Source organism: Paraglaciecola sp. 25GB23A (genome assembly GCF_040012495.1).
In the GTDB taxonomy this organism is placed as follows: Bacteria; Pseudomonadota; Gammaproteobacteria; order Enterobacterales; family Alteromonadaceae; genus Paraglaciecola.
Genome location: NZ_JBDYKM010000001.1, coordinates 476,748 through 501,917 on the forward strand (window position 1 = coordinate 476,748; position 25,170 = coordinate 501,917).

20 protein-coding genes and 1 pseudogene are annotated in these 25,170 nt (G+C 43.9%); 14 read left to right on the forward strand and 7 right to left on the reverse strand.

The window, feature by feature from the left end; genetic code table 11:
• The first annotated feature begins 28 nt into the window (after positions 1–28).
• On the forward strand, positions 29–985 hold the full coding sequence (accA, locus tag ABKW31_RS02025; protein ID WP_348614529.1) for an acetyl-CoA carboxylase carboxyl transferase subunit alpha: 957 nt from the start codon (positions 29–31) through the stop codon (positions 983–985).
• An 86-nt stretch (positions 986–1,071) separates the two neighbouring features.
• Entirely contained in the window at positions 1,072–2,469 is a 1,398-nt protein-coding gene (gene tilS, locus ABKW31_RS02030; RefSeq protein WP_348614530.1) for a tRNA lysidine(34) synthetase TilS, read from the forward strand.
• 235 nt (positions 2,470–2,704) lie between these two features.
• Here the strand turns inward: tilS and ABKW31_RS02035 are convergent, their stop codons facing one another.
• Positions 2,705–3,100: a DUF3718 domain-containing protein gene (locus ABKW31_RS02035; RefSeq protein WP_348614532.1), complete on the reverse strand. Its 396-nt coding sequence runs from the start codon at positions 3,098–3,100 to the stop codon at positions 2,705–2,707.
• Between the two features lie 371 nt (positions 3,101–3,471).
• Here ABKW31_RS02035 and ABKW31_RS02040 point away from each other — a divergent pair, with 371 nt between their 5' ends.
• The 5 genes from ABKW31_RS02040 to ABKW31_RS02060 all read left to right on the forward strand — a co-directional run bounded on the left by ABKW31_RS02040 (position 3,472) and on the right by ABKW31_RS02060 (position 10,726).
• The gene (locus ABKW31_RS02040) at positions 3,472–4,425 is read left to right on the forward strand and encodes a DnaJ C-terminal domain-containing protein (protein WP_348614533.1); all 954 of its coding nucleotides are present in this window, start codon (positions 3,472–3,474) and stop codon (positions 4,423–4,425) included.
• Positions 4,426–4,427: 2 nt separating this feature from the next.
• The gene (locus ABKW31_RS02045; RefSeq protein ID WP_348614534.1) at positions 4,428–4,760 is read left to right on the forward strand and encodes a chaperone modulator CbpM; all 333 of its coding nucleotides are present in this window, start codon (positions 4,428–4,430) and stop codon (positions 4,758–4,760) included.
• Between the two features lie 160 nt (positions 4,761–4,920).
• Positions 4,921–6,198 (forward strand): exonuclease subunit SbcD, encoded by a 1,278-nt coding sequence (gene sbcD / locus ABKW31_RS02050; protein WP_348614535.1) that lies wholly within the window; start codon positions 4,921–4,923, stop codon positions 6,196–6,198.
• Positions 6,195–9,866, forward strand: a complete 3,672-nt coding sequence (locus tag ABKW31_RS02055; protein ID WP_348614536.1) for an AAA family ATPase — start codon at positions 6,195–6,197, stop codon at positions 9,864–9,866. Before sbcD ends, ABKW31_RS02055 begins: the two co-directional genes overlap by 4 nt.
• 320 nt (positions 9,867–10,186) lie before the next feature.
• Entirely contained in the window at positions 10,187–10,726 is a 540-nt protein-coding gene (locus ABKW31_RS02060) for a GNAT family N-acetyltransferase (protein ID WP_348614538.1), read from the forward strand.
• Positions 10,727–10,812: 86 nt separating this feature from the next.
• Here the strand turns inward: ABKW31_RS02060 and ABKW31_RS02065 are convergent, their stop codons facing one another.
• On the reverse strand, positions 10,813–11,112 hold the full coding sequence (locus ABKW31_RS02065; RefSeq protein ID WP_348614539.1) for a HigA family addiction module antitoxin: 300 nt from the start codon (positions 11,110–11,112) through the stop codon (positions 10,813–10,815).
• Positions 11,113–11,173: 61 nt separating this feature from the next.
• Entirely contained in the window at positions 11,174–11,479 is a 306-nt protein-coding gene (locus ABKW31_RS02070) for a type II toxin-antitoxin system RelE/ParE family toxin (RefSeq protein WP_348614540.1), read from the reverse strand.
• 597 nt (positions 11,480–12,076) lie between these two features.
• On the opposite strand from ABKW31_RS02070, the gene ABKW31_RS02075 reads away from it, so the two are divergent.
• On the forward strand, positions 12,077–12,409 hold the full coding sequence (locus ABKW31_RS02075; RefSeq protein ID WP_348614541.1) for a type II toxin-antitoxin system RelE/ParE family toxin: 333 nt from the start codon (positions 12,077–12,079) through the stop codon (positions 12,407–12,409).
• Positions 12,396–12,710 carry a type II toxin-antitoxin system MqsA family antitoxin gene (locus tag ABKW31_RS02080; RefSeq protein WP_348614542.1) on the forward strand — a complete coding sequence of 105 codons (315 nt, stop codon included), beginning with the start codon at positions 12,396–12,398 and terminating at the stop codon, positions 12,708–12,710. The genes ABKW31_RS02075 and ABKW31_RS02080 overlap by 14 nt, the downstream gene beginning before the upstream one ends.
• Before the next feature lie 550 nt (positions 12,711–13,260).
• Here the strand turns inward: ABKW31_RS02080 and ABKW31_RS02085 are convergent.
• Positions 13,261–15,045 (reverse strand): DEAD/DEAH box helicase, encoded by a 1,785-nt coding sequence (locus tag ABKW31_RS02085; protein WP_348614543.1) that lies wholly within the window; start codon positions 15,043–15,045, stop codon positions 13,261–13,263.
• A 296-nt stretch (positions 15,046–15,341) separates the two neighbouring features.
• On the opposite strand from ABKW31_RS02085, the gene ABKW31_RS02090 reads away from it, so the two are divergent.
• On the forward strand, positions 15,342–16,748 hold the full coding sequence (locus ABKW31_RS02090) for a M20/M25/M40 family metallo-hydrolase (RefSeq protein ID WP_348614544.1): 1,407 nt from the start codon (positions 15,342–15,344) through the stop codon (positions 16,746–16,748).
• A 322-nt stretch (positions 16,749–17,070) separates the two neighbouring features.
• Positions 17,071–17,940 (forward strand): DMT family transporter, encoded by an 870-nt coding sequence (locus ABKW31_RS02095; protein WP_348614545.1) that lies wholly within the window; start codon positions 17,071–17,073, stop codon positions 17,938–17,940.
• A gap of 100 nt (positions 17,941–18,040) precedes the next feature.
• Here the strand turns inward: ABKW31_RS02095 and mtgA are convergent, their stop codons facing one another.
• Positions 18,041–18,721: a monofunctional biosynthetic peptidoglycan transglycosylase gene (gene mtgA, locus ABKW31_RS02100; protein ID WP_348614547.1), complete on the reverse strand. Its 681-nt coding sequence runs from the start codon at positions 18,719–18,721 to the stop codon at positions 18,041–18,043.
• A gap of 876 nt (positions 18,722–19,597) precedes the next feature.
• Between mtgA and ABKW31_RS02105 the strand changes: the two genes are divergently transcribed.
• Positions 19,598–21,313, forward strand: coding sequence for an amidohydrolase (locus ABKW31_RS02105; protein ID WP_348614548.1), 1,716 nt, complete (start codon positions 19,598–19,600; stop codon positions 21,311–21,313).
• 206 nt (positions 21,314–21,519) lie between these two features.
• Here the strand turns inward: ABKW31_RS02105 and ABKW31_RS02110 are convergent, their stop codons facing one another.
• Positions 21,520–22,404: an aldo/keto reductase gene (locus tag ABKW31_RS02110; protein WP_348614549.1), complete on the reverse strand. Its 885-nt coding sequence runs from the start codon at positions 22,402–22,404 to the stop codon at positions 21,520–21,522.
• A gap of 253 nt (positions 22,405–22,657) precedes the next feature.
• Here ABKW31_RS02110 and ABKW31_RS02115 point away from each other — a divergent pair, with 253 nt between their 5' ends.
• Both ABKW31_RS02115 and ABKW31_RS02120 read left to right on the forward strand, forming a co-directional pair.
• Positions 22,658–23,518 carry a type II CAAX endopeptidase family protein gene (locus tag ABKW31_RS02115; RefSeq protein WP_348614550.1) on the forward strand — a complete coding sequence of 287 codons (861 nt, stop codon included), beginning with the start codon at positions 22,658–22,660 and terminating at the stop codon, positions 23,516–23,518.
• Positions 23,519–23,674: 156 nt separating this feature from the next.
• Positions 23,675–23,973, forward strand: a pseudogene (locus tag ABKW31_RS02120) (transposase); the annotation flags it as partial.
• Positions 23,974–24,496: 523 nt separating this feature from the next.
• Here the strand turns inward: ABKW31_RS02120 and ABKW31_RS02125 are convergent.
• Positions 24,497–24,892, reverse strand: coding sequence for a DUF3718 domain-containing protein (locus ABKW31_RS02125; protein WP_348614551.1), 396 nt, complete (start codon positions 24,890–24,892; stop codon positions 24,497–24,499).
• Positions 24,893–25,170: the final 278 nt, after the last annotated feature.

Below are 25,170 nucleotides of genomic sequence, written 5' to 3' on the forward strand. Positions count from 1 at the left end.
TGCTGTAAGCAAAACAATTAGGTGTGTAATGAGTGTAAATTTCTTAGAATTCGAAAAACCTATCGCCGTATTAGAAGCGAAAATTGAAGAATTGCGACAGGTCAATCAGGGTGGTGAATTTGACGTTAGCATCGAAGAAGAAATTACTAAATTGCGTGAAAAATGCGCAGAGCAAAGTAAAAAGATCTTTGCTAATTTAGGTGCGTGGCAAATTTCGCAATTAGCCCGTCATCCGATGCGTCCTTATACCTTTGATTATGTCTCTAGAATATTGACTGATTTTGAAGAGTTGGCTGGTGATAGAGCCTTCGCGGATGATAAAGCCATCGTAGGCGGTTTAGCCAAATTGGATGGTCGGCCTATTATGGTCATCGGCCATCAAAAAGGCCGTGATACTAAAGAAAAAATTCGTCGTAACTTTGGCATGCCCAAACCTGAGGGATACCGCAAAGCATTACGATTGATGAAAATGGCTGAGCGTTTTAATTTACCTATCATTACCTTTATCGACACCCCTGGTGCCTATCCTGGTGTCGGTGCTGAAGAGCGCGGTCAAAGTGAAGCCATTGCCACAAATTTAAAAGTCATGTCAGGTTTAAAAGTGCCGATTATTTGTACGGTAATTGGTGAGGGTGGCTCAGGTGGCGCCTTAGCCATTGGTGTAGGTGACAGAGTGAATATGCTGCAATACAGTACTTATTCGGTTATCTCGCCCGAAGGTTGTGCATCGATTCTGTGGAAAAGTGCTGACAAAGCACCGCTGGCGGCAGAGGCGATGGGCGTGGGGGCCAAACGAATTAAAGAATTGGGTTTGATTAACCATATTGTAGAAGAGCCATTAGGTGGCGCGCATCGTGACCACGACAGTATGGCCGCCAATTTGAAAGCGACTCTGAAACAACAGTTGGCTCAATTGTCGACCTTATCGACTGAAGATTTATTAGAGCAACGCTATGAGCGTTTAATGTCGTTTGGTTATTGCTAAACCAAGCTACATGACAAATATAAGCCATTGGTTGTAACAACAACCAATGGCTTTGTGCTTTTAAAAGCAGAGTAAACTGAGCCCTTATGGATTTGATAGCTACCTTAGATCACCAATTTAAATGTGTTGCTTTGCAATCCGAGCAAACGCTAGTGCTTGCTTACAGTGGTGGTATTGACTCGCATGTCTTGCTCCATGCTTTAGTTGCCTTGCGGGATAAAGGTTTGGTGACTAATCCTATCAGTGTAGTGCATATTCATCATGGTCTTAGCCCGAATGCTGATAAATGGCTAGCCCATTGTCGGCAGATTTGCTTAGATATGAAGGTGGCATTTCAAGGGGTAAAGGTAAACCTCGCGAGTGACTCAGGTCAAAGTCTAGAAGCACTAGCGCGTGAAGCCCGTTATGCAAAGTTACTGGAGCTTGCGCCAGCTAACAGTGTTATTTTGTTGGCTCAACATCAAGATGATCAACTTGAAACCTTTCTATTACAGCTAAAGCGCGGAGCAGGGCCTAAAGGCTTAGCGGCCATGGCATTGTATAGTACTAAATCCGTTGGCCAACTCAATAAAGTGGTTCACCTGTTGCGGCCATTTTTAGCCCTTACTCAGCAAAACATCAATGACTATGCGAAACAGCAAGACTTAGTTTGGGTTGAAGACGAGTCGAATCAAAACACCCATTTTGAGCGTAACTTTCTGCGTCATGACATTCTGCCTAGTTTAATAAAAAAATGGCCTGACATAGCTAAAACTGTGTCGCGCAGTGCAGCCCTTTGCGCCCAACAGCAAGATTTACTTGAAGAAGTGGCCCAAGAGAAACTGCAAGCAATACGCACAAGTGATAACACCTTGTGCCTGCAAGCCTTAAGTAAACTAAGTTCCGCATGGTTACATCAAGTGGTGAGGCAATGGTTAGATGAACAAGGCATTTCAAGTCCTTCACAGGCGGTTTTACAGAAACTGCAACCTGAGCTGATTGACGCTAAAGAGGATGCTAAGCCCATCATTCAATGGGGCAGTTGGCAGTTTAGACGCTTTAATCAGCATTTATATATATTAGCACTTGCGCCCACAATACCAGCCCATACCTTGTTGTGGCAGGGACAAAAGGTAGTCAGCCTACCAGCGCCGCTCGGCACTTTAAGTAAATCCCCCTTTCAGCAAGGAGACCCTGGTGATCTGGGCTTGCTCTTAGACCCTCAACTAGGCGAAATTAAAATACAATTTGGCGGCTTTGCCCAACGTTTTACTCCGGCAGGCGGGCAACATTCTAAACCCTTAAAACAGTGGTATAAAGAATGGCGAATACCGCCGTGGCAACGAGATAAGATTGCCTTAGTCAGCCAAAATGATATGCCTCTCGCCCTGCTAATTAATGGTGTTTGGCGCTTGGCCAACAGTGCAGTGCAGCAAGACGAGAGGGCAAGTCTGATGGTATTGCGATATAGAGCTTCGAGCGGCGAGTCATTAGCTTCGAGCTAAAAAATATAAAAGCAAAGGCTGGTGTATTTTGCCTGTTGCTATCTTTTCAATGCATAAAAAAACGGCCTCAAAAGAGGCCGATTTTTTAGGAGGAGAGATTAATCTCCACCCACCATGTTGAACGGTGGAGCAGCGACGAGCTATTAGCGTCGAGCTGCGAGTGGCGAGCTAAAGATAAAACTAAAACGCTTTATTTTTTGCTCGCGGCTCGCAGCTAGAAGCTCGCCGCTATCTTTTAGATTCTTTCGTTAAGAGCAGCCACGATAGGCGAGCTATCTAAGCCTTTTTCAGTGGCCCAGGCAGAGATGGTTTTGCCATCTGACTCTGGTGAGCTTAAGTCGCCCTTAGGCATCTTCTTAACCATTAACGTACCGGTCTCAACTGCGTTGTTTAACATCGCGGTGCGGATTAAGCTTTCGCCGCCACATGAGATACCTGAGTAATAATCTTGTAATTGTAAACGGTAGTCAGACTGGACCATTTTCATTTTTTTGCGTAATTCGCCTTTATCGTCAGCTTTAACGATAGTGCAGATATTTTGTAGTGCTTCGTTTATATCGGCCTGAGCATTACCAGCAACAATGAAAGAAGCGGCGGCTAAAGCGATAGAAGTTTTAACGATTTTCAACATGGTCAATTCCTCAATATATTCATAATTAGTTAGGGTTTAGTTTAAAACGTTGCCTGATAGTTGCCGCGTTTCGATGGGTCTATTAAAGCCTATTTGAACTGATTAAAAAATCTACGAGGTGATACTTAGGTATGTGCTTACATAACAAGATTAGATAAAGTTAATAAAATCAATAGATAAGATTTTCAGTTTTCAGCAGAAGTTAATCACTTCTGTTATTTTACTAAGGGATGATAGTAATCAACTAGACTCAGTGTAAGCTGGTAGGATTGATCAAGATCAAACTGTTTAATTTCATCATCACATACAATGAATATAGTTGATCCAACACAGTAAACTCACTTTCGGGCGTGTTGCTTTTAGGGGCTAGAATGAATTTTAAAGATTATTATAAGGTGCTTGGTATTGAGCCTGAGGCCGATGATAAAGCCATAAAAGTGGCTTACAAAAAACTGGCTCGACAATATCACCCTGATGTTAGCAAGCATGCTGATGCCGAGGAAAGATTTAAAGAAATCGGTGAAGCCTATGAAGTGCTGCATAGTGCCAAAGAACGGGCGCAATATGATGAACTGCGTCGCCATCATTTAAACCGATCGCGCAATCAGCATAGTTCGGCTAATGCACAAGGCAATTATCAACAAAGTGATCCGCAAACCGATCAAGAGTTTTCTGATTTTATTAATTCAATATTTGGTGCAAGGCATGGCGGTTTTGAGCATGGACGGCAGCACAGGGGTAGCCAAACAATGCGTCAAAAAGGTCAAGATATTGAAATCGAATTCCCGCTGTTTTTAGAAGAAACCTTAGTTGATAGTGTTAAACCCGTAAGCTTCACTCTGCAACAGCAAGATGCCAATGGTCGCGTGAGCGATCAGCCCAAGTCGCTGAAAGTGAAAATTCCGGCTGGTGTCGCTAATGGGGAGCGGATTCGTCTTAAGGGCCAAGGCGGACCCGGTACAACAAAGGCGGATAATGGCGACTTATATCTACAAATTCGTTTTGCACCCCACCCATTGTTTGATGTAGACGGTCGAAATTTGAGCATAGTTGTACCCATTGCTCCTTGGGAAGCCATATTGGGTACCAAAGTTAAACTACCCACCTTAAGTGGTGATATTCAACTGAATATCCCTGCCAATAGTCAATCGGGACAGCGTTTACGCATTAAAGGCAAGGGCTTGCTCAATAAAAAAGTACAGGGTGATTTATTCGCCGTGCTTAAAATTGTAGTGCCTACCTCAACTGACGAAGCAAACAAGACTCTGTGGAATGAGTTGGCAGAAAAAAGTCAATTTGATCCGCGCGCCAATTGGAGTAAATAAACATGTTGCAGATTACTGTTTCAGAACAAGACCGCTGGCTAAGTAGCGAAGAGCTATGTGCTTGCAGTGAGATTGATTCAGCTATGTTGTATGAACTGGTTGAACATAGCATTGCTATTCCAATCCAAGGAGAGGTGATTGAGCAATGGCAATTTAGTGTGACCAGCTTAGTAAGCGTCAAAAAAGCCGCGCGTATTAAACGTGATCTATTGCTCGATTGGGCCGGTATCGCCTTGATACTCGACCTGCTAGATGAACGTGAGGAGCTGGAACATGAAATTCACAATTTAAAACAACAACTCAGTCGCTTCAAACTGCCTAAGACTGAGGAGTAAATATTGAGTTGTTACTCTTTGTTTACTGATTTTTAGGTGAATAAATGTTTTTCATCTGCCAACCACACCAACGATAGTGTAATGTTCGTTTCTTTAGGACTAACAAGCAGTTATTGCGTCATTCTTGAACAAATAGCTGTTAAAGCGTGGGATTTTAGGCATGAAGCTGCTACACACCTCAGACTGGCATTTGGGTCAGAGTTTTTTCACTAAAAGCCGCAAAGACGAACATCAGGCTTTTATCAATTGGTTACTGGCGCAAGTGGCGCAACAACAAATTGATGCAGTGATCATTGCTGGTGATGTATTTGATACTGGCACACCACCTAGCTATGCCCGCGAAATATACAACCAGTTTGTGGTCGACCTCCAGCAGCTCAAGTGTGTATTGGTGGTGTTGGGCGGTAATCATGACTCGGTATCAACCCTGAATGAATCCAAACAAATTTTAGCTTGTTTAAACACCTTTGTGGTGGCCAGCACTGGGGTTGATATCAACGAGCAAGTGTTTTGTATTCCTGATAAAAGCGGTAATCCAGGGGCGATTTTATGTGCCGTACCCTTTATTCGCCCCCGTGATGTACTGCAAAGTTCTGCCGGTGAAAGCGGTATAGACAAACGCCAGGCATTGGGTAATGCCATCAAACAGCACTACGCCAAGCTCTATCAACTGGCCGTAGTGATGCAACAAAAACAGATGCAACAAAGCGGAGTAACTTTACCCATTATTGCTACCGGCCATTTAACTGCGCTGGGTGTGAGTCAATCCGACAGTGTGCGGGATATATACATTGGTACCCTCGATGGCTTTGCTGCAGATGGGTTTCCCCCTGCAGACTACATTGCTTTGGGGCATATTCATCGGCCGCAATTAGTGGCTAAAACTGAGCATATTCGTTACAGCGGCTCGCCCATTCCCTTGAGCTTTGATGAACTCACTTCGCAAAAGCAAGTCATGCTGGTGGAGTTTAAGGATGGCACTCGTCATCTTAGCGCCATTGACGTACCGCGTTTTCAGCCTATGCAGGTGATCAAAGGTGATTTAGCGACTATCGAACAGGCCTTGCAACAATTCACAAGTCAAGAGCAGGCAGTACAAGAGATGCCTTGCTGGCTGTGTATTGAGGTAGAGACCCAAGATTATTTATCTGACCTACAACAACGCATTCAAAGCCTGACCGAAGGCGCAAATGTAGAGGTACTGCAGCTGCGCCGCAGTCGCAATAAACAACGTCAGCTATTAAGCCAGGAGCAGCGCGAGACGCTAGCAGAACTCAAACCTTTAGATGTATTTGAATTACGTTTGAACATGGAAAAGTTTGCAGGTGAAGCAGAGCTAGCAAGGGTGCAGCGCGTGCGCCAGCAGTTTGAGCAGATATTATCTGAAGCCCAGCATCAAGGCGCCAGCACCGCGTCTGACGGGGGGCAGCAAGCATGAAAATTCTCACCCTACGTTTAAAAAACCTTAACTCCTTAAAAGGTGAATGGAAGATTGATTTTACGCAATCGCCTTTTGCCGATAATGGTTTGTTTGCCATCACTGGCCCTACTGGTGCGGGCAAAACTACCTTGCTTGATGCCATTTGTTTAGCGCTTTATCACCAAACGCCGCGTTTGGGGCAAATCACTACCTCATCTAATGAGATCATGACTCGTGGCACCGCCGAGTGTTTGGCCGAGGTAGAGTTTGAAGTAAAAGGCATGGCCTACCGGGCGTTTTGGAGCATGCGTCGCTCCCGTGGCAATTTGGAGGGTAATTTACAGCAAGCTGATAGCGAATTAGCCGAAGTGGTTAGTGGTAAGGTGATTGCCACCCAAATTAAAGCGAAAATCGAGGCCGTCGAGCAATTAACGGGTTTAGACTTTGGCCGTTTTACTAAGTCGATGATGTTATCCCAAGGCGACTTTGCCGCCTTTTTAAATGCCGATGAGAGAGAGCGGGCCGAGTTGCTTGAAGAGCTCACTGGCACCGACATTTATGGATTGGTATCTATCAAGGTGCATGAGCACTTTACCCAAGCCAAACAAAGCCTTAAAGAGTTGCAAGCCAGAGCTGACACCTTGCAATTACTCAGCCCAGAGCAAAAACAGCAACTGCAAGATGAGCTACAACAATGCCAGCACCAGCAACAGGCAATAGAGCAGCAGTTAATCCAGTGTCAACAGCATCTTAGCTGGTGGGATAAACTCAGCAGTGCTCAACAACAGCGGCAACAGGCCAGCGAGTTAAGCCAACAGGCCAATATAGCCCTCTCAGAGTCAAAAACTGAACTACATAAGTTAGCCAATAGCGAACCGGCCGAACGGTTGCGTACCCAATGGGAATTGCTTAAAAGTGTGCAGCACGAGTTGGCAAAAATGACCCAGCAGCTCGTGCTTAAACAGCAAGAGCTCACTACTGCGACTGCGCAAGCTAAGCAGGCTGATGTAGCCCTAACGCAAGCCACTAGCGCGCTAACACAGGCCAAACAAGGGCAGCAAAGCCAAGAGCTGCTTATTACTGACAAAGTACTGCCCTTAGATGGGACTATTCAAAGCCAAGCCGGCAAACTTGCTGATATTACACTCGAGCTGACTCGTCTTAAACAGCAGCAACACACTAGCACTGAGCAACAACAAGCAAAGCAAAGCACTTTACTGGCCTTGCAACAGCAACAGCAGCAAATTCAAACTTACCTAAGCAGCCATCAAGCAGACAGCGCGGTAAGTGAGCACCTTAATAGCTGGCAACAGCAACTCAGCCAGTTAGCCCGTGAGCAACAAACTCAGCAAGCTTTAGAACAAGAGTCGGCAAGCCTTAACCAGCAAGTTAAGCAACAAAGTGGGCAAATCTCTGAGCTCAATGAGCAAAGACAAACCCGTGAAAAGGCGCTTAATCAGCAACAACAAGATTGGCAAGATAAAGAGCAGCAGTTTACTGATTTAGTTAAACAAGGCGACATTGACCAACTAGAACAAAAACAAGTTAAGTTAAGTGCCAAATGGCCAGAACTGCTTAAAATCCAAGATACCCAGCGTCGCTATCTTCAATTAAGCGCAGATAAAAGCAGCAAGCAAACTGAGCTGCAAGGTCTGCAAGTTAAAGAAGCCCAACTCAGCCATAAGCGCAATGAACTGGCCCATCAATTTAAACAGCACAAGCAACAGCTTGATGACTTGCAACGCTTGGTGTCACAAGAAGAACAACTGGCGCAATATCGCCAGCTATTGCAAGACGATGAAGAATGCCCCTTGTGCGGCGCCACTCAGCATCCCTTAGCGGCTGAACAAGCTTTAGATATTCCTGCGACGATTAACCGTTTAGATCAAGCCAAGTTGGCCTTTGATAAAGTCACTGAAGTGGGCATGCAAACCCGCGAAAGCCTGCAATTGACAGTCCAGCAAATAAACGAAGTTGAGCTAAAAATGCATGCCTTAAGCGGCAATATTGATGATTTGCAAGCTAAGTGGCAAACACTCAGTCATAACTTGCATCTGCAAAGTGAAATAGCCAATGAAACCGCCTTAGCCAGTTTTGAAAGTCAGTTAAAACACGATCTTGAGCAAATTACCCAACAGCTACATAGCCTGCGCCAACTCGATAAAGCCCGCTTGCAAAGCAGGCAGGTCTTAGATAATGAACAGCGTGCCGTGGATAGCCTTAACGCCGAGCTTAAGTTACTTGAGCAAAATCGCAGCAGTGGGCAAGCCAACATCGATAAAATTGCTCAGCAATTGGCGGCACAACAACAGGCGATTACAGACAACCAACAGGCGCTGAATAATAAGATCAGCGAACTCGGTTATGCAATACCCCAGGGCGATTTGCTTGAGTGGATAGCTGCTAAGCGCCAAGATGCGGCCCACTATCAACAGCAAGTTAAACAAGATGCAGAACTGCGCCAAGAGCTCAGTCAACAGCAACATCAACTGACAACGCTCACAGAGCAGTTGCAACAGCAAAACACCCAAGTCGCATCTGCCCAGCAAACGGCAGACTCCTTGCATCAGCAACTATCAGCGCTAAGACAAGAGCGCAGTGAACTATTTGGCGACCTTACGGTGGCGCAAGCTCGGCAACAGGCGAGTGCTACCTTAGATTTTGCTGAACAAAGCTGGGCCAAACAAAGCGACTTATATAAGCAGGCCGAACAGGCTTTTAACCATATCACCATCACCATTGCAAACGAGCAGCAACGTCAGCAAGACCTGCAACAACAGATACAGCGAGACCAAAATAGCTGGCAAGAGGCTCTCGCGCTTAGTCCCTTTGCTACCCAGCAAAGCTTCGAGCAAGCCCTGCTATCGGAGTCAGAACGCACACGCTTAAATCAGCTCAAACAACAGCTCGACCAACAAACGCAGCGTGCGACTACTTTATTTGAACAAGCCAGCGAGCAATTAGTGGTATTGCAAAATGCTGAACAGGCTGCTACATGGCAAAAAACACCGCAAGAGCAAGTACAAATAAAGCTGCAACAATGCCACAGCGATAAAGATAAACTCGTGCAAAGGCGAGGGGAGCTTAACCAGCAACTACAAGCCGACCTAGCGTTAGGCGAACGGCAAAAAGACCTGTACCTGCAAATTACCCAACAACTGCAAGAATACGATGATCTGAGTTATTTACACTCACTAATTGGCTCAGCCAATGGCGATAAATTCAGGCGTTTTGCCCAAGGGTTGACCTTAGACAACTTAGTTTATCTAGCCAACAAACAACTCGACAGGATACATGGCCGTTATTTGTTAAAACGCAAAGACGCAGAAGGTTTAGCCTTAAGTGTTATCGATACCTGGCAGGGTGATGTAGAGCGCGATACCAAAACCCTATCAGGCGGTGAAAGCTTTTTAGTCAGCCTTGCGCTGGCCTTAGCCCTGTCTGATTTAGTCAGTCACAAAACCAGCATCGACTCACTGTTTTTAGATGAAGGTTTTGGCACCCTCGACTCCGAAACCCTTGATATCGCTTTAGATGCCTTGGATAACCTGAATGCATCGGGCAAGATGATTGGGGTGATTAGTCATATCGAAGCCATGAAAGAACGTATACCGACGCAGTTGCGGGTGACTAAAAAGAGTGGCTTGGGGGTGAGTGAATTGGATAGGGAGTTTGCTGTTGTTTAAGATTTACGCTGCGCTTTGCGCACAAGGCATTCACTGCGTGAATAGAGCATTCGCTTTGCTCACGTCATCCCGCGCGGCGTCCGCATGACGTTTTTCAAGCCTCATCCATGAGGACCGACTTTAGTCGGGAAAAAACAACCTCTTTAATAAACTTAAAATGTGACCTTAAAAATAACATTTGCTTTTGTTTTGTTCGGCCCTAAAGGGCCTCCTACAATAGGTGCGGTTGAAACCTGCAGGGTCAGAGACGATGAAAATACTGGTAGATGGCGCGGTATATTTATCATATTGGCAAATTACACTTACTAGGATCTAAACCAATGATAATCAATCCTTCAGAACGTCTTAGCTATCGACTGATGACTCTAGCCGATGGCCCACGTTTACTTGATGTTGACAGTGATCCGCTGGTGATGAAATACATTACTAAAGGCGTGCCGAGTACTTTGCAAGATATTGAAGACCGTATGCTGCCGCGATTGGCTAAGTATCTAAACCCTGAGAAAGGTTGGGGGATTTGGGAAGTCTGCGACACGGCAACAAAACTTTATTTAGGTTGGGTACTCGTCAGGCCTATGCACTTTTTTAGTGAAAAACCAGAGTTTGATAATTGGGAATTAGGCTGGCGCTTTAAGCAAGCAACTTGGGGTAGGGGCTACGCCACAGAAGCGGCAAAACACATTATGCATGTGTTAGCAGATAAACATCAGGTGAAAAGCTTCTCTGCTATTGCGGTAAAGGAGAATGGGGCGTCGATACAGGTTATGAAAAAACTGGGTATGGTGTTTGAAAAATCAGCCTTGCATGTTGACCCGCTGTTCAGTGAAAAAGTGGAATATTTCCGTATTGATTTTGCTTAGAGGTCAGAATGTCTTTTTGGAAAATCAATGGGGTCAAATCGCTTGATTTTTGACTCCATTGATTTTTGTACTTTTTTCTAGAACTTTTAAGCGACCTTGTAATCTGGTATAGGCTGGATGTTATCAGGAAGGGGCATATTTTCAGCTTCCCAGGTGTCAAGCTTTGCCTGCATGTTTATCCAAATGGAAACGCCCGTTCCTGTCGACTCAGAGAGCCGTCTGGCCATAGCGTGAGAGCACTTTGCTTTGCCATTAATAAACTCGCTTAATGCTTTTCTTGAAACTCCAAGATAAGTGGCTGCGTCCGTAATAGATATATTACGTTCGTCCAGTATGGTGAACTTAAAAAACTCACCCGGATGCGATGGTTTTCTAGTTTGTTTCATCTTAATCTCCATACCTCTCTTTAAGAGGGCTGCTAAATTTTTTGGTAATATTAGGTAGATGTTAAACTGCCTTTATTGATTTACCGTGGTAATCACGGTAATCCACCAGTACTGCTCCATCATCATGTATTTGGAAGGTGATCCGCCAATTGCCATTCACCTCTAGGCTATAAACCCCTGCCCCGGAGCCTTTCTTTTCTGCAAATTTATTCCCATAAATACTTTTTAAGTCTTTTGGATGATGTGAAGCATCTACCGCGTCTAATATATATCCTACTTTTTGCAAGTGGTTAGCTTGTATGCCACTTGTATCGCCATTATAAAAAAACTTTTTAAGCCCTTTATGTTTAAAACTTTTGATTGCCATGCCAGATCCCTCTTGTGCTGGTAGTCAATAGGTAATGGTCAATTTGCTTTACTGTAACGTGTAACGTGTCGGGTGTCAATTCGTGCTGTTTAAGCTTGGTTTTAAATCGATATAGAAGGGACGTATTTCTTTGCAGTTGCGGAAAGGGGAAAGAGTGGGGGGCTCTACAATTGTTGTTTGACTGTGCTGTGCATCGAGGAAGGCTGAATAAAATAGATTGGAGTTTTATGAACAGCCAATCGCTAAAGAACATAAATAATCACCAGTATCGGTTAATAAATTGGGTTTGTTTCCATTAACTATTTAAATCACCGATAACGGTGAATTTTATTTACTACGAATTCAAAGAGCCACCCACGATAATGAAATTCTTTGTTAAACGTAATTAAAACAATAATTTGTAAATTTTTTTCGATTGAAATGTCGGGTGTTGGTGAATAAACAAGGGCTGGTAATGCTTATAACTGGATTTTTAGATCTTTTCCTCCGTGTTCTTTGTGCCCCCACAACGGAGTTGTCTGTGGTTTAATATCTTTTTACTGGTAAGTAAGAGAAAGATAATTTGTTGTCTATACGTATATTGCGTATACTTTGCCGATGAAATCAGTATTTATCGAATCAAGTATTTTTGAAAAGTTTCGTGCTGAGTATTTGTCAGATGAGGGTTTTCAACTCTTGCAATGTGAATTGTTAGCAGAGCCTGACAAAGGCGATGTGATCCAAGATACTGGCGGTTTACGAAAAGTTCGAGTAGCGGCAAAAGGTAAAGGCAAACATGGTGGTGCTCGAGTAATTTATTATTACTTTGATCAATATCATCGTTTCTACTTGCTCACTATCTATGCCAAAAATGAAATGTCAGATTTAAGCAGTGCTCAAAAGAAACAATTAAAAGACTTTTTGGAGGTGTGGAAACATGAGCAAACGTGATTTATTTGCAGAACTAACAGCCTCTCTGCGTGAGGCAAAAGAGCATAGCGAAGGTAAGTTAACTTTAAAAACGCACGAAATGGTAATGGCTGATGAATTGGTAATTTCACCCAATGAAATCTTATCCATTCGTGAAAAGTTTAATATGTCTCGTGGGGTATTTGCTAATTACCTGCACACTTCGGTGCGAACATTAGAAAACTGGGAGCAAGGGCGTAGTGTTCCTAATGGACAAGCAGTAACGCTGTTGAAGTTAGTACAATCCCATCCTGAAACCTTGTCGCATATCGCAGCGCTATAATTCTCGGTAATTTATAAACCTGCGGTACAGGTTCTTTGAAGTACTTTTTTAAAAGTTAATATTAATAAAGTGCCATCCACGTTTAAAAAAATTGATTAAACGTAATTAAAACAATTGCTTGTAAATATTTTATTTGATTGAAATAAGGTTGTCTTTTGCTTTGACTATTGTTTTTTCGCAGCTAACAACTCCGTTGCGGAGCAGCTCCTACGTGTTGGGCGCAGGCCGCGGTATTTATTCATTATCTAGCATTTAATTTTTGCTATTTTCTAGCCTACTTTTTTAGATCTTTTCCTCCGTGTTCTGTGTGCTCCCACAACGGAGTTGTCTGTGGTTCAATATCTTGGTTTTTTAACAGTTAAAAACTCGGTGGTGAATAGCTGTGGTCTTTAGTTTTAGTTGTTGTTTTTTCGCAGCTAATAACATCCGTTACGGAGCAGCTCCTACATGTTGGGCGCAGGCCGCGGTAATTATTCATTAGCTAGCATTTAATTTCTGCTTTTATCTGCTTGATTCTGCAGCACACTGCTGCTTTTTGTTCATGGAATTCTTAACTAAGCTCATTCGCTTTTCGATAAGGCCCCTCGTAATCAAATAAACGCTCGGTCACTTGCCAGTGATGTTTTTGCTTTTTGGCTATCACAAAGTCAGGCGTTGGCAGGTAAGGTAAAAACTTCTCCAGCTCTTCAAGTGAGTTGAACTGAAGCGACTGACTTCCGTTAGCTAACCTTCGGGCAAATAGTTGGTTAAAGACTTGTCGCGAATTTTTAAAATTAAAGCGGAAGGTTTCTGATAAAGTGAGGCCGTCTTCGTCGTGGTAGGTGACTTTTAAGCACTTGTCCGCCCAGATAATTTCTGGCGTTATGGCGGCGCAGCGCAATACTTTATTATGTTTTAAATTTAACGCTCTTCTCAATATATCATCGGGATCAATGAGTTTCTCTGAGCAATGCTGGCATTGTCTGGCGGCGATATCGTTTTCTTGGTTGCAATGCGGGCAGTGTTTGAAGCGAAAACGGTAAGTGCATTGCATCTCGTATTTGGTGCCATCTGTGCTTTCAGGGCCATCTGGGCCTTCAATCAAGCCATGGCAACGACGGCCAAAATGCTCAAGAATATTCCCTTCAGGGTCTTTTCGGCCCCAAAATGCGTTGGCAAAACCGCATTGAGGGCAATGAATTTGCACCGCTACTGAATCTTGTGTGGGCTTTTTTTCGCCAATTTCTGGCTGAAAAATATTGTAACCATTATTGGTGTAATCCAATACTAAGCAGTCCTTTTTGCCCGGACTCAGGCGCAAACCACGACCTACAATTTGTTGGAATAAACTGACGGATTGAGTGGGGCGCAAAATAGCAATGACATCCACGTGGGGCGCATCAAAGCCTGTGGTTAATACAGACACATTTACAAGGTACTTAATCTTTTTGGCTTTAAACGCGGCTATTAATGCGTCACGTTGTTTTAGTTTTGTGGTGCCGGTAATTAAGGCCGTTTGCTCTGCAGGTAAATAACCGCAGATTTCTTGTGCGTGATCAATGGTCGCAGCAAAAATCATTACGCCTTGACGGTTTTGGCTAAGCTGTAAAATTTGCTCGGTCACCGCCTTGGTCACGCGTGGATATTTGTGGATGAGTTCATTTAAGGCGATATCATCGGTGTCTTGTTCACCGTCTAAACTTTGTGTCAACAAACTAAAGTCGTAATGGGCAATGGCGGCATCATAATGAATGGGCGGCGTTAAATAACCGTTTTTTACCATGTGTTGGAGTGGCAGTTCGAAAATACATTTTTTAAAAAAAACGTCGGTGCAGGGGCGCGTGTAACCATGGTAATGATGCTGATAAATCCAGCCGCTGCCTAAGCGATAGGGGGTAGCGGTTAAGCCAAGCACCTTTACGCTAGGATTCAGCCTGCGAAAATGCGTTATGGTTTTATGGTATTGACCAGTTTCGTCCATGCCCACTCGATGACATTCATCAATAATAATCAGGCTGGCAGGGCTTTGAAAAGCGTCGAGGTTTGCTGACAGTGATTGAACACTGGCAAAGACGGTTTTGGCCGAAGCGTTTTTTTGGCCCAGCCCTGCTGAAAAAATACCTGCAGCTGAACCCGTAGCCAGAAATTTTGCATGATTTTGCTCAACCAATTCTTTTACATGGGCAAGGCAGATGACGTGACCTTTGGCCAGTCGACTTAACTCAGCAATCACTAAGCTTTTACCTGCACCGGTAGGCAATACAATTACCGCAGGGTCATCACCATGACGAAAGTGCTTTACCGCCGCCTCAACAGCGTGAGTTTGATAATCGCGTAATATGAATGCTTGGCTCATAATGCTTCGAATATTGGGTGATTGAGAGGGGGAAGGTGTTAATAGTACAGTAACATCGTGCTCAAAGTGGTTTAGATGTTTTACAAAATATTAAAGCAGGGGGCAAGTCACTTTTTAAAATCAACTTAAGTACGCAATAAAATTAACCAGCCAATTTGAGTCTCAGCGAGATTGGGGAAATCTGTGAGACTTCACCACAACACTGTTTAAGCCGGCTAGGTGAAAACTAAATAAGTGAGCGGCTGACTGTAACTGAATAACGTGGCATCATAAAAAAAACAATTAAAGGAAACTCCATGAACCTGATTAAAATGACGGCTGTTGCTGCCTTGATACTTGCCGTACCAACATTTGCTAGTAACAGCATCATCCCCGTGTCTACAGAAACCAAAGATATGGCTGTTAGCTTGCGTGATAAGGCCATGAAAGACGATAGTGCTTACGAAATATTAAAATCGCTCACTACTGAAGTCGGTGCGCGCCACCCTGGTACACCTGGTGAAAAAGCGGGTATTGAATGGGGAATAAAAAAATTAAAAGCCCTAGGATTCGATAAAGTTTATACCGAAGACGTTGAGATGAATGGTTGGGTTCGCGGCGTCGAAACGGCTGAAATCCTTATCCCTTCCTATCAAAAAATGACGATCACTGCCCTAGGCCGTTCAAAATCAACACCTGAAGGTGGCTTAGAAGCATCAATAGTGCATTTTGCCAGCTACGCTGATCTCGAAAAAGCCGCTGATGGCAGTTTAAAAGGAAAAATTGCCTTTATCAGTAATCGAATGGAACGCTTTCAAGACGGTGCTGGATATGGTCCTGCTAATATCGCCCGCTCAAAAGGCCATGAGCTCGCAGCCCAAAAAGGAGCGGAAGCCTTGCTCATCCGTTCTATTGGGACAGACGATCACCGCAACCCTCATACTGGTGCAACCAACGTGGCGATGGGTTATACAATGGTACCCGCTGTCGCGCTATCTAACCCTGATGCCGATCAGTTAGTGCGTTTAATTGAATACGGTCACAGCCCTAAAATTCGCCTGAATATTCAAACCAAAGATCTGGGCCCGATTGTCACCAAAAATGTCATCGGCGAAATAACTGGCCGTGAATTTCCTGATGAAGTGGTTGTGATTGGCGGCCATTTGGACAGCTGGGACTTAGGCACAGGCGCAGTGGATGATGGCGCTGGCGTTGCTATTGCTATGGCAACTGCGACACTGATTAAAAACAATACTAAACAAGCTCCGCGCCGCACCATAAGAGTTATCCTGTGGGGCGCAGAAGAGCTGGGATTAATTGGTGCCCGCGCTTATGCCAAAGCACGAGAAGCAGATGGCACTATTGCTAAGCATGTTATTGGCTCTGAATCTGATTTTGGTGCTGGCCCTGTTTATGGTCTGCAATCTTCAGATAATGTATCGCCAAACGCGCTGCATGTGGTGGATACCATGGCTGCACTAATGGGTGAACTGGGTGTTACTCGTCGCAGCGGTGATACCAGCGGCGGTCCAGATATGATGCCCTTGGCGGCATTGGGCGTGCCCGCACTAAACCTGATGCAAGATGGCACCGACTATTTTGACTTACATCACACCCCAGACGATACCTTTGATAAGGTTAATCCCGAACATATGCGCCAAAACGTAGCTGCTTGGATTGTGTTTACCTATATCGCGGCTGAGTGGCCGGGTTCTTTTAAATAAATCAAGCAAAGTTAAGACCTGGGGGGTCAGAGCCGTTGAAGACCTGGGGGGTCAGAGCGGTTGAAAAATAGCGAAGATCCACACTGTAATTTCCTCAAATTAACAGGACATCCATATTAACGCCTTTCAGAACAACTCAATTGTTAGTTCAGTTATGTGTGGATGTCCTGCTAAGTGTGGCAAATGACATTTTATTTTGTCTATACTCCGTTTCCTCAATGTGATGACTTCTGTGCCTGACAGTAATAATTTCTGCCGGGTTTGACTTGACTCAGGTAGAATGCTGGCGCTTAGCTTATTCATTTTTTTGGACGTATTCTAGATGCAAATCAATCGCGTACTGCTGATTGCTATTGGCAGTGTTTTACTCGCTATGGTGACAATTCAATCTGGTGCGTCTTTGGCAAAACAACTTTTTCCTTTGGTTGGGCCAGAAGGCACTACTGCACTGCGTTTAGGTTTTGCCGCGGCCGTACTTTGGTTAGTGTTTCGTCCATGGCGAGCACTACCTCAGGGGCGCGATTGGCAGAGTATTATTATTTACGGCCTGTGTTTAGGCGGGATGAATATTCTGTTTTACTTAGCTATTGAACGCATTCCTTTAGGTATTGCTGTGGCCCTTGAGTTTACCGGTCCTTTGGCCGTGGCTTTATTTGGCTCTAAGCGAAAAAGCGATCTCCTTTGGGTTGCGTTGGCATTAGCGGGAATTTCTCTGTTGCTACCTGATTTAGCGAGCGCACAAGGGCTTGATCTTACTGGCGCATTAATGGCATTAGGAGCTGGTGCGTGTTGGGCTGGTTATATATTGTTTGGGACTCGCACAGGCAAACAAGCGTCAGGTGGCATTACTGTAGCGCTAGGCATGACAGTGGCAGCCATTGTACTTGTGCCAATTGGCGCAGTGAGCCAAGGCTTAGCGTTAATTAGCTGGGAAGTCTTACCCCTTGGTTTATTGGTGGGGGTATTATCCAGTGCCTTGCCTTACTCCTTGGAAATGGTCGCCCTAAGAAATATGCCTACCCAAGCCTTTAGCGTGCTGATGAGTTTAGAGCCGGCGATTGCCGCATTGGCTGGTTTTATCATTTTAAGTGAGCAACTGACCTTGTTACAGTGGGCTGCCATCGGCTTGGTCATTGTCGCTTCAATTGGCAGCAGTTTTACGCCTAAAAAAGCAATCGAGATGGGGGTGTAAGCCCTGTTGCTAATCTTCCTTGCTCGTTGTGGTTTCAAATCAGAGCTTGTCACTTGCATAAAGTTTCAAGGGCTCTGCCCACGCAAATGCCGCAAATGCTTTAATGATCAAGGATAGGTTTTAGGTAGCCGACACCAAGTTGCTGCATTTGGCGTTCAACCCACAGCACTCTTTGGCGCAGATAAGGGCTTAGATTGCGAGGATCTCGTTTACGCGGGCTTGGCAGTAGCACTGCCAGCTGGGCGGCTTCGTTAGTCGTTAGCACGCTAGCAGATTTATGAAAATAATGTTGGCTAGCTGCTTCTACTCCGTAAATCCCTTTACCGAATTCAGCGACGTTTAAATACACTTCTAAAATACGTTTTTTGCCCCAAATTATTTCAAGACTTACTGCTAAACCCGCTTCGAGACCTTTGCGAACAAAACTTCGCCCCGGCCATAGTAAGAGGTTTTTTGCAGTTTGTTGCGTGATAGTGCTGGCACCACGAAGGGCGTCACCATCATCGTATTGATTGAGGGCTTTACTAATGGCATTTAAATCAACACCGAAGTGCTCTGGAAAGAGTTGATCTTCCGAGGCAACCATTGCCATTGGCACGTGCGACGGCAGCTTATCAATGTTTATCCATTGCTGAGTAACGGGATACGGGCTTTGTAGCATAAATGCCGTAGTCGATAGCGGCATAAATCGTAGCAACAGTAAGAACAGGATCAGTAATAGTAAACAACGCCATACGACAAACCATATCCAAGCGAAAACACCTCGTTTACCCTTTGCCATTCCCCGTCTCTTATTAGATTAAATGAGCTTTTGATGCTTTGAAGCCCGCGACGAGTAGAGTATAGCGAATTACAGATTCATCCACGATAATAAAATTAAATCTTATTAAAACAGTCTGTTATGAAGATTATGGATAGTTTTTATGTCGGGTGCTGGTTAATAAATAAGGCTTGGTTTTACCTGCTGATTAGACTGATTTTTGTTCTGGATTCTCGGTTAAATGGGGTATTTAGGGCTTTTCTACTTTGCTTTTACCATCAGTTATTTTCTAGCCACTATGCACAGTTATTGAACTTAAAATGTACTATCTGTCACTAGAATAAACTTAATGAAAAATAATTAACAGACAATTGAACTTATGCTGTTTATTTCGCTCTGAATATATAGTTTTTATGTGTGTTCTATGTGTGTTTCCATTTTTAAGCCTGATTTTTATCAGGCTTTTTTTTTGCCATTTTTTTGTCTACACCGAATTAACGAACAAATCACCAAAACAGCCTTCGCTATTCACTCGAAATTTAAGGGCCTGCATTGCCAACATAATTATGCGAGTCTGAATGGCATGCTACCTGTCATAATTTACCTGTTTATTACTCTTTATCCGGGGTTCGGCAGGTCCTGCAGTAAATAACTAATAATTAATCGATGGCAGAATAACGTTAACGCAGTCTTCGAGCAGACAAGTGGCTCGGCAGTTTCTGCGTGAATCCCTTGTGAAACAGGTCATTTTCAAGAAACGCAGTGTCAATATTTTTACTGTTTATTTCTGCTTGCATGTTTTTTATATCCTATTAGTCTAAATCAAAATAGGCATGAATAAAAAATGAGATATCAGCCAATTATTGTTATTTAAAAATGGATCTGTAGGAGGACAAATTGTTGGTTAGAAATAATTTAAGAATATTAGGTGCGCTGGGGTTTTGTCTGGCCTTGATGTCATGTAGCCAGAGTGAGAGGACGCCAGCAGGCTTGTCGGCAGAATGTCTTGCTGCAGATATGGTGCTTCACAACACAAAAATTTATACGGCAAATGACGCACAGTGGACTGCTGAAGCAGTCGCAATGCTTGCAGATAAAATTGTATTTGTGGGTTCAAATGCCGATGCCGTTAAATATATGTGCGGCGATGCAAAAATAATGGATATGGCCGGAAAATATGTGTACGCCGGTTTTACCGATAGCCACCAACATGTGGAAGGTGTCGGACAGCGTCCAAAAACACTCAGTCTATTTGGCCTTGCTACACTTAAAGAAACCGTTGATGCCATTGAAGCGTTTGCAGCAAAAGTGCCAGCCAATGAATGGGTTCAAGGGCGTGGCTGGATTGAGCGGGAGTGGAGCGACGAAAAAAGGTTTCTGAGTAAACATGACGTCGATCCCTTCACCTCTGACAAACCCCTATTTATGCCACGCGCAGATGGTGTTTCTGCCTTAGTTAATTCAAAAGCACTTGAACTTGCTGGCATAAACAAAGATTCTCCAGATCCCCTTGGGGGCAAGTTTGAACGTGAGGCAGACGGCACACCAAGCGGCTACATTCTTGCTACGGCAATGGATATTTTCCGAGCTATTATTCCGCCACAAACACGCGAATACAAAAAAGATAGTTTAGTACAGGGCATGTATGAAAACGCTAAGCTGGGTTGGACCAATACGCAAGACGCAGGAATGCCTTACATTAACGTTGAGATCATGAAGGAGATCCACGCAGAAGGAAATATGTCGACTCGTATATATGCGGCGGCAAATGTCGCAGAAGCGTCGACAATGCTGGAGCGTGGCCGCGAATCAACACTTGATAACATGTTCGATTTGCGCGGTATCAAGGTGTATATCGATGGAACCCTTGGTTCACGTGGTGCCGCACTGCTTGAAAATTATGCTGATGCTGATCATAAGGGGTTTATGAATCGCACCACAAAAGAAGAACTGGCCCCCATTTTACGTGAAGCATTACGGAAAGGTATTCAGATAGAAACTCACGTGATTGGCGATCGTGCGGTTCGTGCGCTGTTGGATTGGTACGAAGAAGCGTTTAATGACGTACCAAAATCCGAATGGGCAGTGGCTAACCCAAGGTGGAGGCTCGAACACGCACAAATTATCCCCGCCCAAGACCAAGCGCGCCTTGTTAGTTTAGGTATTCTACCATCTATGCAACCCAGCCACGGAATAGGTGATCTTAACTTTGCACCAGATAGACTTGGTTCTGAGCGCCTCGCTTATGCTTACCCTTGGCAGCAATTGGTTGATCGCGGTTTAATCATACTAGGCGGGTCAGATGCGCCAGTAGAACTCGGTGATCCACGGATTGAGTTTTACGCAGCTGTTGCTCGTAAACGACTTGACGGAACATCCGGCGAAGGTTGGCATCCGGAACTTGCGGTAAACCGCGAAACCGCTCTTAAAATGTTCACCATTTGGCCTGCTTACGGTGCATTTCAAGAGGATATTCGCGGCTCTGTGGAAGTGGGTAAATATGCTGACTTTACCATTTTTGACCGCGACTGGTTTAGCATCCCAGAAGCAGATATTTTGACATCAGAAAACCTAATGACCATCGTTGGTGGCAAAATCACTTATCAAAAATAGTGAGTAAATTGAGCTGAGAATTAATTAACGGGCAGAACAAACTTGACTCATTTTTAGCTAGCCAAATAACAGGGCTCGAGAGTGAGACAACGAGATTGCTCTGCCCTGATATTTTAAACGCCTACTATGTAAAAGAAGTTATTTGGTCTAAAACAAAAGCCCATAGACAGGCAAATAAATTGCCTGTCTATGGTGTTCAATACCCCTTATTCGGGCACCCGCATCTTCATATTGCTTTTATATGCGGTGTCAGGATTGCCGCCGTACCTGTGGTTTCTATTAAGTTGATTGATTGTTGTTATCTCGTCAGCGCTGAGTTCAAATGAATTTAACTCGAGATTGGCTTTAATATTTTTATCGCTCTCTGCTTTAGGAATGGCGATGCGGCCTTGTTGCAGATCCCATTTCAAAATAACTTGTCCGGCACTGATGCCATATTTTTCAGCAATATTTACAATGATAGGATCAGCGATGGGTTTTTCATTGGTGGGCACTCCACTCCAAGTACCAGAGCCGAGTGGTGACCAACAAGACACATAAATTTCATATTTATCACACACAGCGCATAAGGCTTGTTGGGTCAAATAGGGGTGCAATTCCAGTTGATTATATATGGGTTTAACCTCAGCAAAAGACATGAGTTGCTCAATGTCTGACTGCCGAAAATTAGATAAACCCAAATACCGAACTTTGCCTTGTGCATGCAAACTTTCCATTGCTTGCCAAGTGGCCTGAGTTTTATTGGGATTAGGCCAATGGACTAAATACAAGTCGATATAATCCATGTCTAAACGTTTAAGGCTGGCATCAAAGGCTTTGAGGGTTTCTTCATAACCTTGCTCGCTATCCCACACTTTGCTTACCACAAAAAATTCTTGTCGCGGGATCCCCGATGCTTTAATCGCCTTACCGACACTGCGCTCGTTGCCATACAACGATGCTGTATCAATATGTCGATAACCGGCTTTGATTGCTTTAAGAATGGTGTCAACCACGTAGTCATCATCTTGTTGCCATGCGCCGATAGCACAAGTACCAAAACCAAGGGCAGGGAAGCTACTGCCATCATTTAATACGATTTGTTGCTGCATCAAATATTCTCCTGTTGTAATACATTACATGAGGCCAAGAGAAGCACATTCAAGCTAAGGCTCCGAACTTAGTTAAGAATATAGGGGAAGATCATGCATCAATTAATTCCTTCGCCACTATTTAAATACAATAATTTACCTAATCCACTAACCGAATGGTCAACATAGAAAACCATGACAAAAACTAACTTTTAAACCTTTGTTGATCTCATTGCGACATATTGAGCAATTAGGCATGAAAAGTAATTAATATATGGAAAACAAACTTAATAAACACTCCATCTTGTTATTTTTAGCACTGGCTCTGGGGTTGTCGTGTGCTTACTGGGGCTTGTTTTTTCTGCATGATCATAGCTGGCTGCCATTTAATCCTTCTTCAGACATTATGGGAGCACTAAGGGGTTACGGCCCGAGCATAGCTGCATTTATTGCGGCAACTGTCATTTATGGACGCAAAGGTACTAGCGAACTTTGGATGAGAGTAAAGATGTGGCGCATTCCACTATGGTTATTTGTACTAGCCGTTTTGGGTCCAATGATAGGTAACCTTGTATTAATCATCATTGCCTATTTTTCTGGTGTGGAATTGCAACTAAATTCAGAAAGTGTGCCACTGCCCAAGCTATTTATTATTTTCTTTTTCTTCGCCATTGTTGATGGTCCAGTGGGTGAAGAAATTGGTTGGCGTGGCTTCCTTTTACCTCGTTTTTTAGAACGATATGGCGTGATAGCCGCGTCTAGCTTACTTGGACTTGTTTGGTTTGTGTGGCACCTACCGTTATATGTAGCCACGGACAGATTTGATATCACTCTGGGCTTTTTCTTTGGCTATCTACTTAACAATGTGGCATTTTCGTTTCTGCATACTTGGTTTTTTGTGCGTTCTGGGGGCAGTGCGTTATTGGCGATAATTTTCCACACCGCAAGTAACTATTTCGTGTACCTTGCTGTTACCCTTTTTCCTGAGCTCGATCAGTCGCCTATGACACAACCCATTTATCATGGAATACTGGTTATTGTAGCAATTATTGCAGCCATTTCGTTATGGCGTAATCCACATTACATGATAGGCAAAGTTGATAATCCCACAGCCATTAATGCTGTTCAAAGTTAGTATTCAACTATATTTTTCGGTTTTTGGGCATTGATCGCTGTATCGCTACTTGCCAGCGCGCTGAAGGGAAGATTACTTAAGATTTAACACAGTGCTTAGGTTTACTACATTAATAACTAGACATAATGAACACGCAAAAACCATGGATGGTGTATCATGCAACCAAGGCGTAAAAGTCAAATCTCGTTAATCGAAACCTCTTATTACCACTGTGTTTCGCGCAACGTCAAGCGCTCGTTTTTATGCGGTATGGACACATTCACTGGCCAAAGTTATGAACATAGTCGAGGCTGGGTTGAGTCGCGTTTGTTGTTTTTAGCGTTGTTGTTTGCCATTTATCGCGCGGCGACCTTATCTCAGCGTATGACGTGATGAGCAACCACGCTAGTGTGGTGCTGTGGGTCGATAAAAACCAAGCTGATAGCTGGTCAATGAAGGAGGTGATTAAACGCTGGTAAGGTTTACATAAAGGCACCGCGATAGCCAAAAACCGCAAACCACTTACTCCAAAACTAAACAGAATCTGCGAATTTGAATGAACAATGATAGCTAGCAAAGCGATAATATTGCAGTTATTTAAAATGGATGTTTTATTTTCTGGCAAATTATCATGGCTGATGTCTTACTAAATAAGGTTTCTGATAAGATTGAGTATCGTGATACGGGCGGAAGATTGCCTTTGGGCGTAATGGTGGAGTATCACAACGCCGCCTGGATAATGGTAATAATTTCGAGCTAAAAGGGTAAAAAATTTTTTCTATCTTTTACTCGAAACTCGAAACATGCAGCCGCTTCATTAATGCATAAAAAAACGGCCTCAAAAGAGGCCGTTTTCTAAGGAGGAGAGATTAATCTCCACCCACCATGTTGAACGGTGGAGCAGCGACGAGCTATTAGCGTCGAGCTGCGAGTGGCGAGCTAAAGATAAGACTAAAACGCTTTATTCTTTTGCTCGCGGCTAGAAGCTCGCCGCTGCTGTTAGATTCTTTCGTTAAGAGCTGCCACGATTGGCGAGCTATCTAAGCCTTTTTCAGTGGCCCATGCAGAGATGGTTTTGCCATCTGACTCTGGTGAGCTTAAGTCGCCCTTAGGCATCTTTTTAACCATTAAAGTACCGGTTTCAACAGCGTTGTTTAACATCGCGGTGCGGATTAAGCTTTCGCCGCCACATGAGATACCTGAGTAATAATCTTGCAATTGTAAACGGTAGTCAGACTGGACCATTTTCATTTTTTTGCGTAATTCGCCTTTATCGTCAGCTTTAACGATAGTGCAGATATTTTGTAGTGCTTCGTTGATATCGGCCTGAGCATGTCCAGCAACAATGAAAGAAGCGGCGGCTAAAGCGATAGAAGTTTTAACGATTTTCAACATGGTCAATTCCTCAATATATTCATAATTAGTTAGGGTTTAGTTTAAAACGTTGCCTGATAGTTGCCGCGTTTCGATGGGGCTATTAAAGCCTAATTGAACTGATTAAAAAATCTACGAGGTGATACTTAGGTATGGCGTTGTATAACTGTTAGGCAAAGAATAACAAAGTAGGCTAGCAGGTAAGGTGTTTTTTAGCGGGGAGTATCGAGCAACGAGCTTCGAGCAAAGATAACAACTACGACGAGAGTAATGTCTTCGTAGTTTTTTATTTTTCTAGC

Bases quoted from the DNA above. Each gene is read 5' to 3' on its own strand.
- ABKW31_RS02075 (WP_348614541.1), top strand. From the start codon at position 12,077: ATGAAATCAGTATTTATCGAATCAAGTATTTTTGAAAAGTTTCGTGCT.
- ABKW31_RS02115 (WP_348614550.1), top strand. From the start codon at position 22,658: ATGGAAAACAAACTTAATAAACACTCCATCTTGTTATTTTTAGCACTG.
- ABKW31_RS02090 (WP_348614544.1), top strand. From the start codon at position 15,342: ATGAACCTGATTAAAATGACGGCTGTTGCTGCCTTGATACTTGCCGTA.
- ABKW31_RS02065 (WP_348614539.1), bottom strand. From the start codon at position 11,112: ATGAAACAAACTAGAAAACCATCGCATCCGGGTGAGTTTTTTAAGTTC.
- ABKW31_RS02045 (WP_348614534.1), top strand. From the start codon at position 4,428: ATGTTGCAGATTACTGTTTCAGAACAAGACCGCTGGCTAAGTAGCGAA.
- ABKW31_RS02095 (WP_348614545.1), top strand. From the start codon at position 17,071: ATGCAAATCAATCGCGTACTGCTGATTGCTATTGGCAGTGTTTTACTC.
- ABKW31_RS02110 (WP_348614549.1), bottom strand. From the start codon at position 22,404: ATGCAGCAACAAATCGTATTAAATGATGGCAGTAGCTTCCCTGCCCTT.
- ABKW31_RS02040 (WP_348614533.1), top strand. From the start codon at position 3,472: ATGAATTTTAAAGATTATTATAAGGTGCTTGGTATTGAGCCTGAGGCC.
- accA (WP_348614529.1), top strand. From the start codon at position 29: ATGAGTGTAAATTTCTTAGAATTCGAAAAACCTATCGCCGTATTAGAA.
- sbcD (WP_348614535.1), top strand. From the start codon at position 4,921: ATGAAGCTGCTACACACCTCAGACTGGCATTTGGGTCAGAGTTTTTTC.
- ABKW31_RS02080 (WP_348614542.1), top strand. From the start codon at position 12,396: ATGAGCAAACGTGATTTATTTGCAGAACTAACAGCCTCTCTGCGTGAG.
- ABKW31_RS02060 (WP_348614538.1), top strand. From the start codon at position 10,187: ATGATAATCAATCCTTCAGAACGTCTTAGCTATCGACTGATGACTCTA.
- tilS (WP_348614530.1), top strand. From the start codon at position 1,072: ATGGATTTGATAGCTACCTTAGATCACCAATTTAAATGTGTTGCTTTG.
- ABKW31_RS02070 (WP_348614540.1), bottom strand. From the start codon at position 11,479: ATGGCAATCAAAAGTTTTAAACATAAAGGGCTTAAAAAGTTTTTTTAT.
- ABKW31_RS02125 (WP_348614551.1), bottom strand. From the start codon at position 24,892: ATGTTGAAAATCGTTAAAACTTCTATCGCTTTAGCCGCCGCTTCTTTC.
- ABKW31_RS02055 (WP_348614536.1), top strand. From the start codon at position 6,195: ATGAAAATTCTCACCCTACGTTTAAAAAACCTTAACTCCTTAAAAGGT.
- mtgA (WP_348614547.1), bottom strand. From the start codon at position 18,721: ATGGCAAAGGGTAAACGAGGTGTTTTCGCTTGGATATGGTTTGTCGTA.
- ABKW31_RS02035 (WP_348614532.1), bottom strand. From the start codon at position 3,100: ATGTTGAAAATCGTTAAAACTTCTATCGCTTTAGCCGCCGCTTCTTTC.
- ABKW31_RS02085 (WP_348614543.1), bottom strand. From the start codon at position 15,045: ATGAGCCAAGCATTCATATTACGCGATTATCAAACTCACGCTGTTGAG.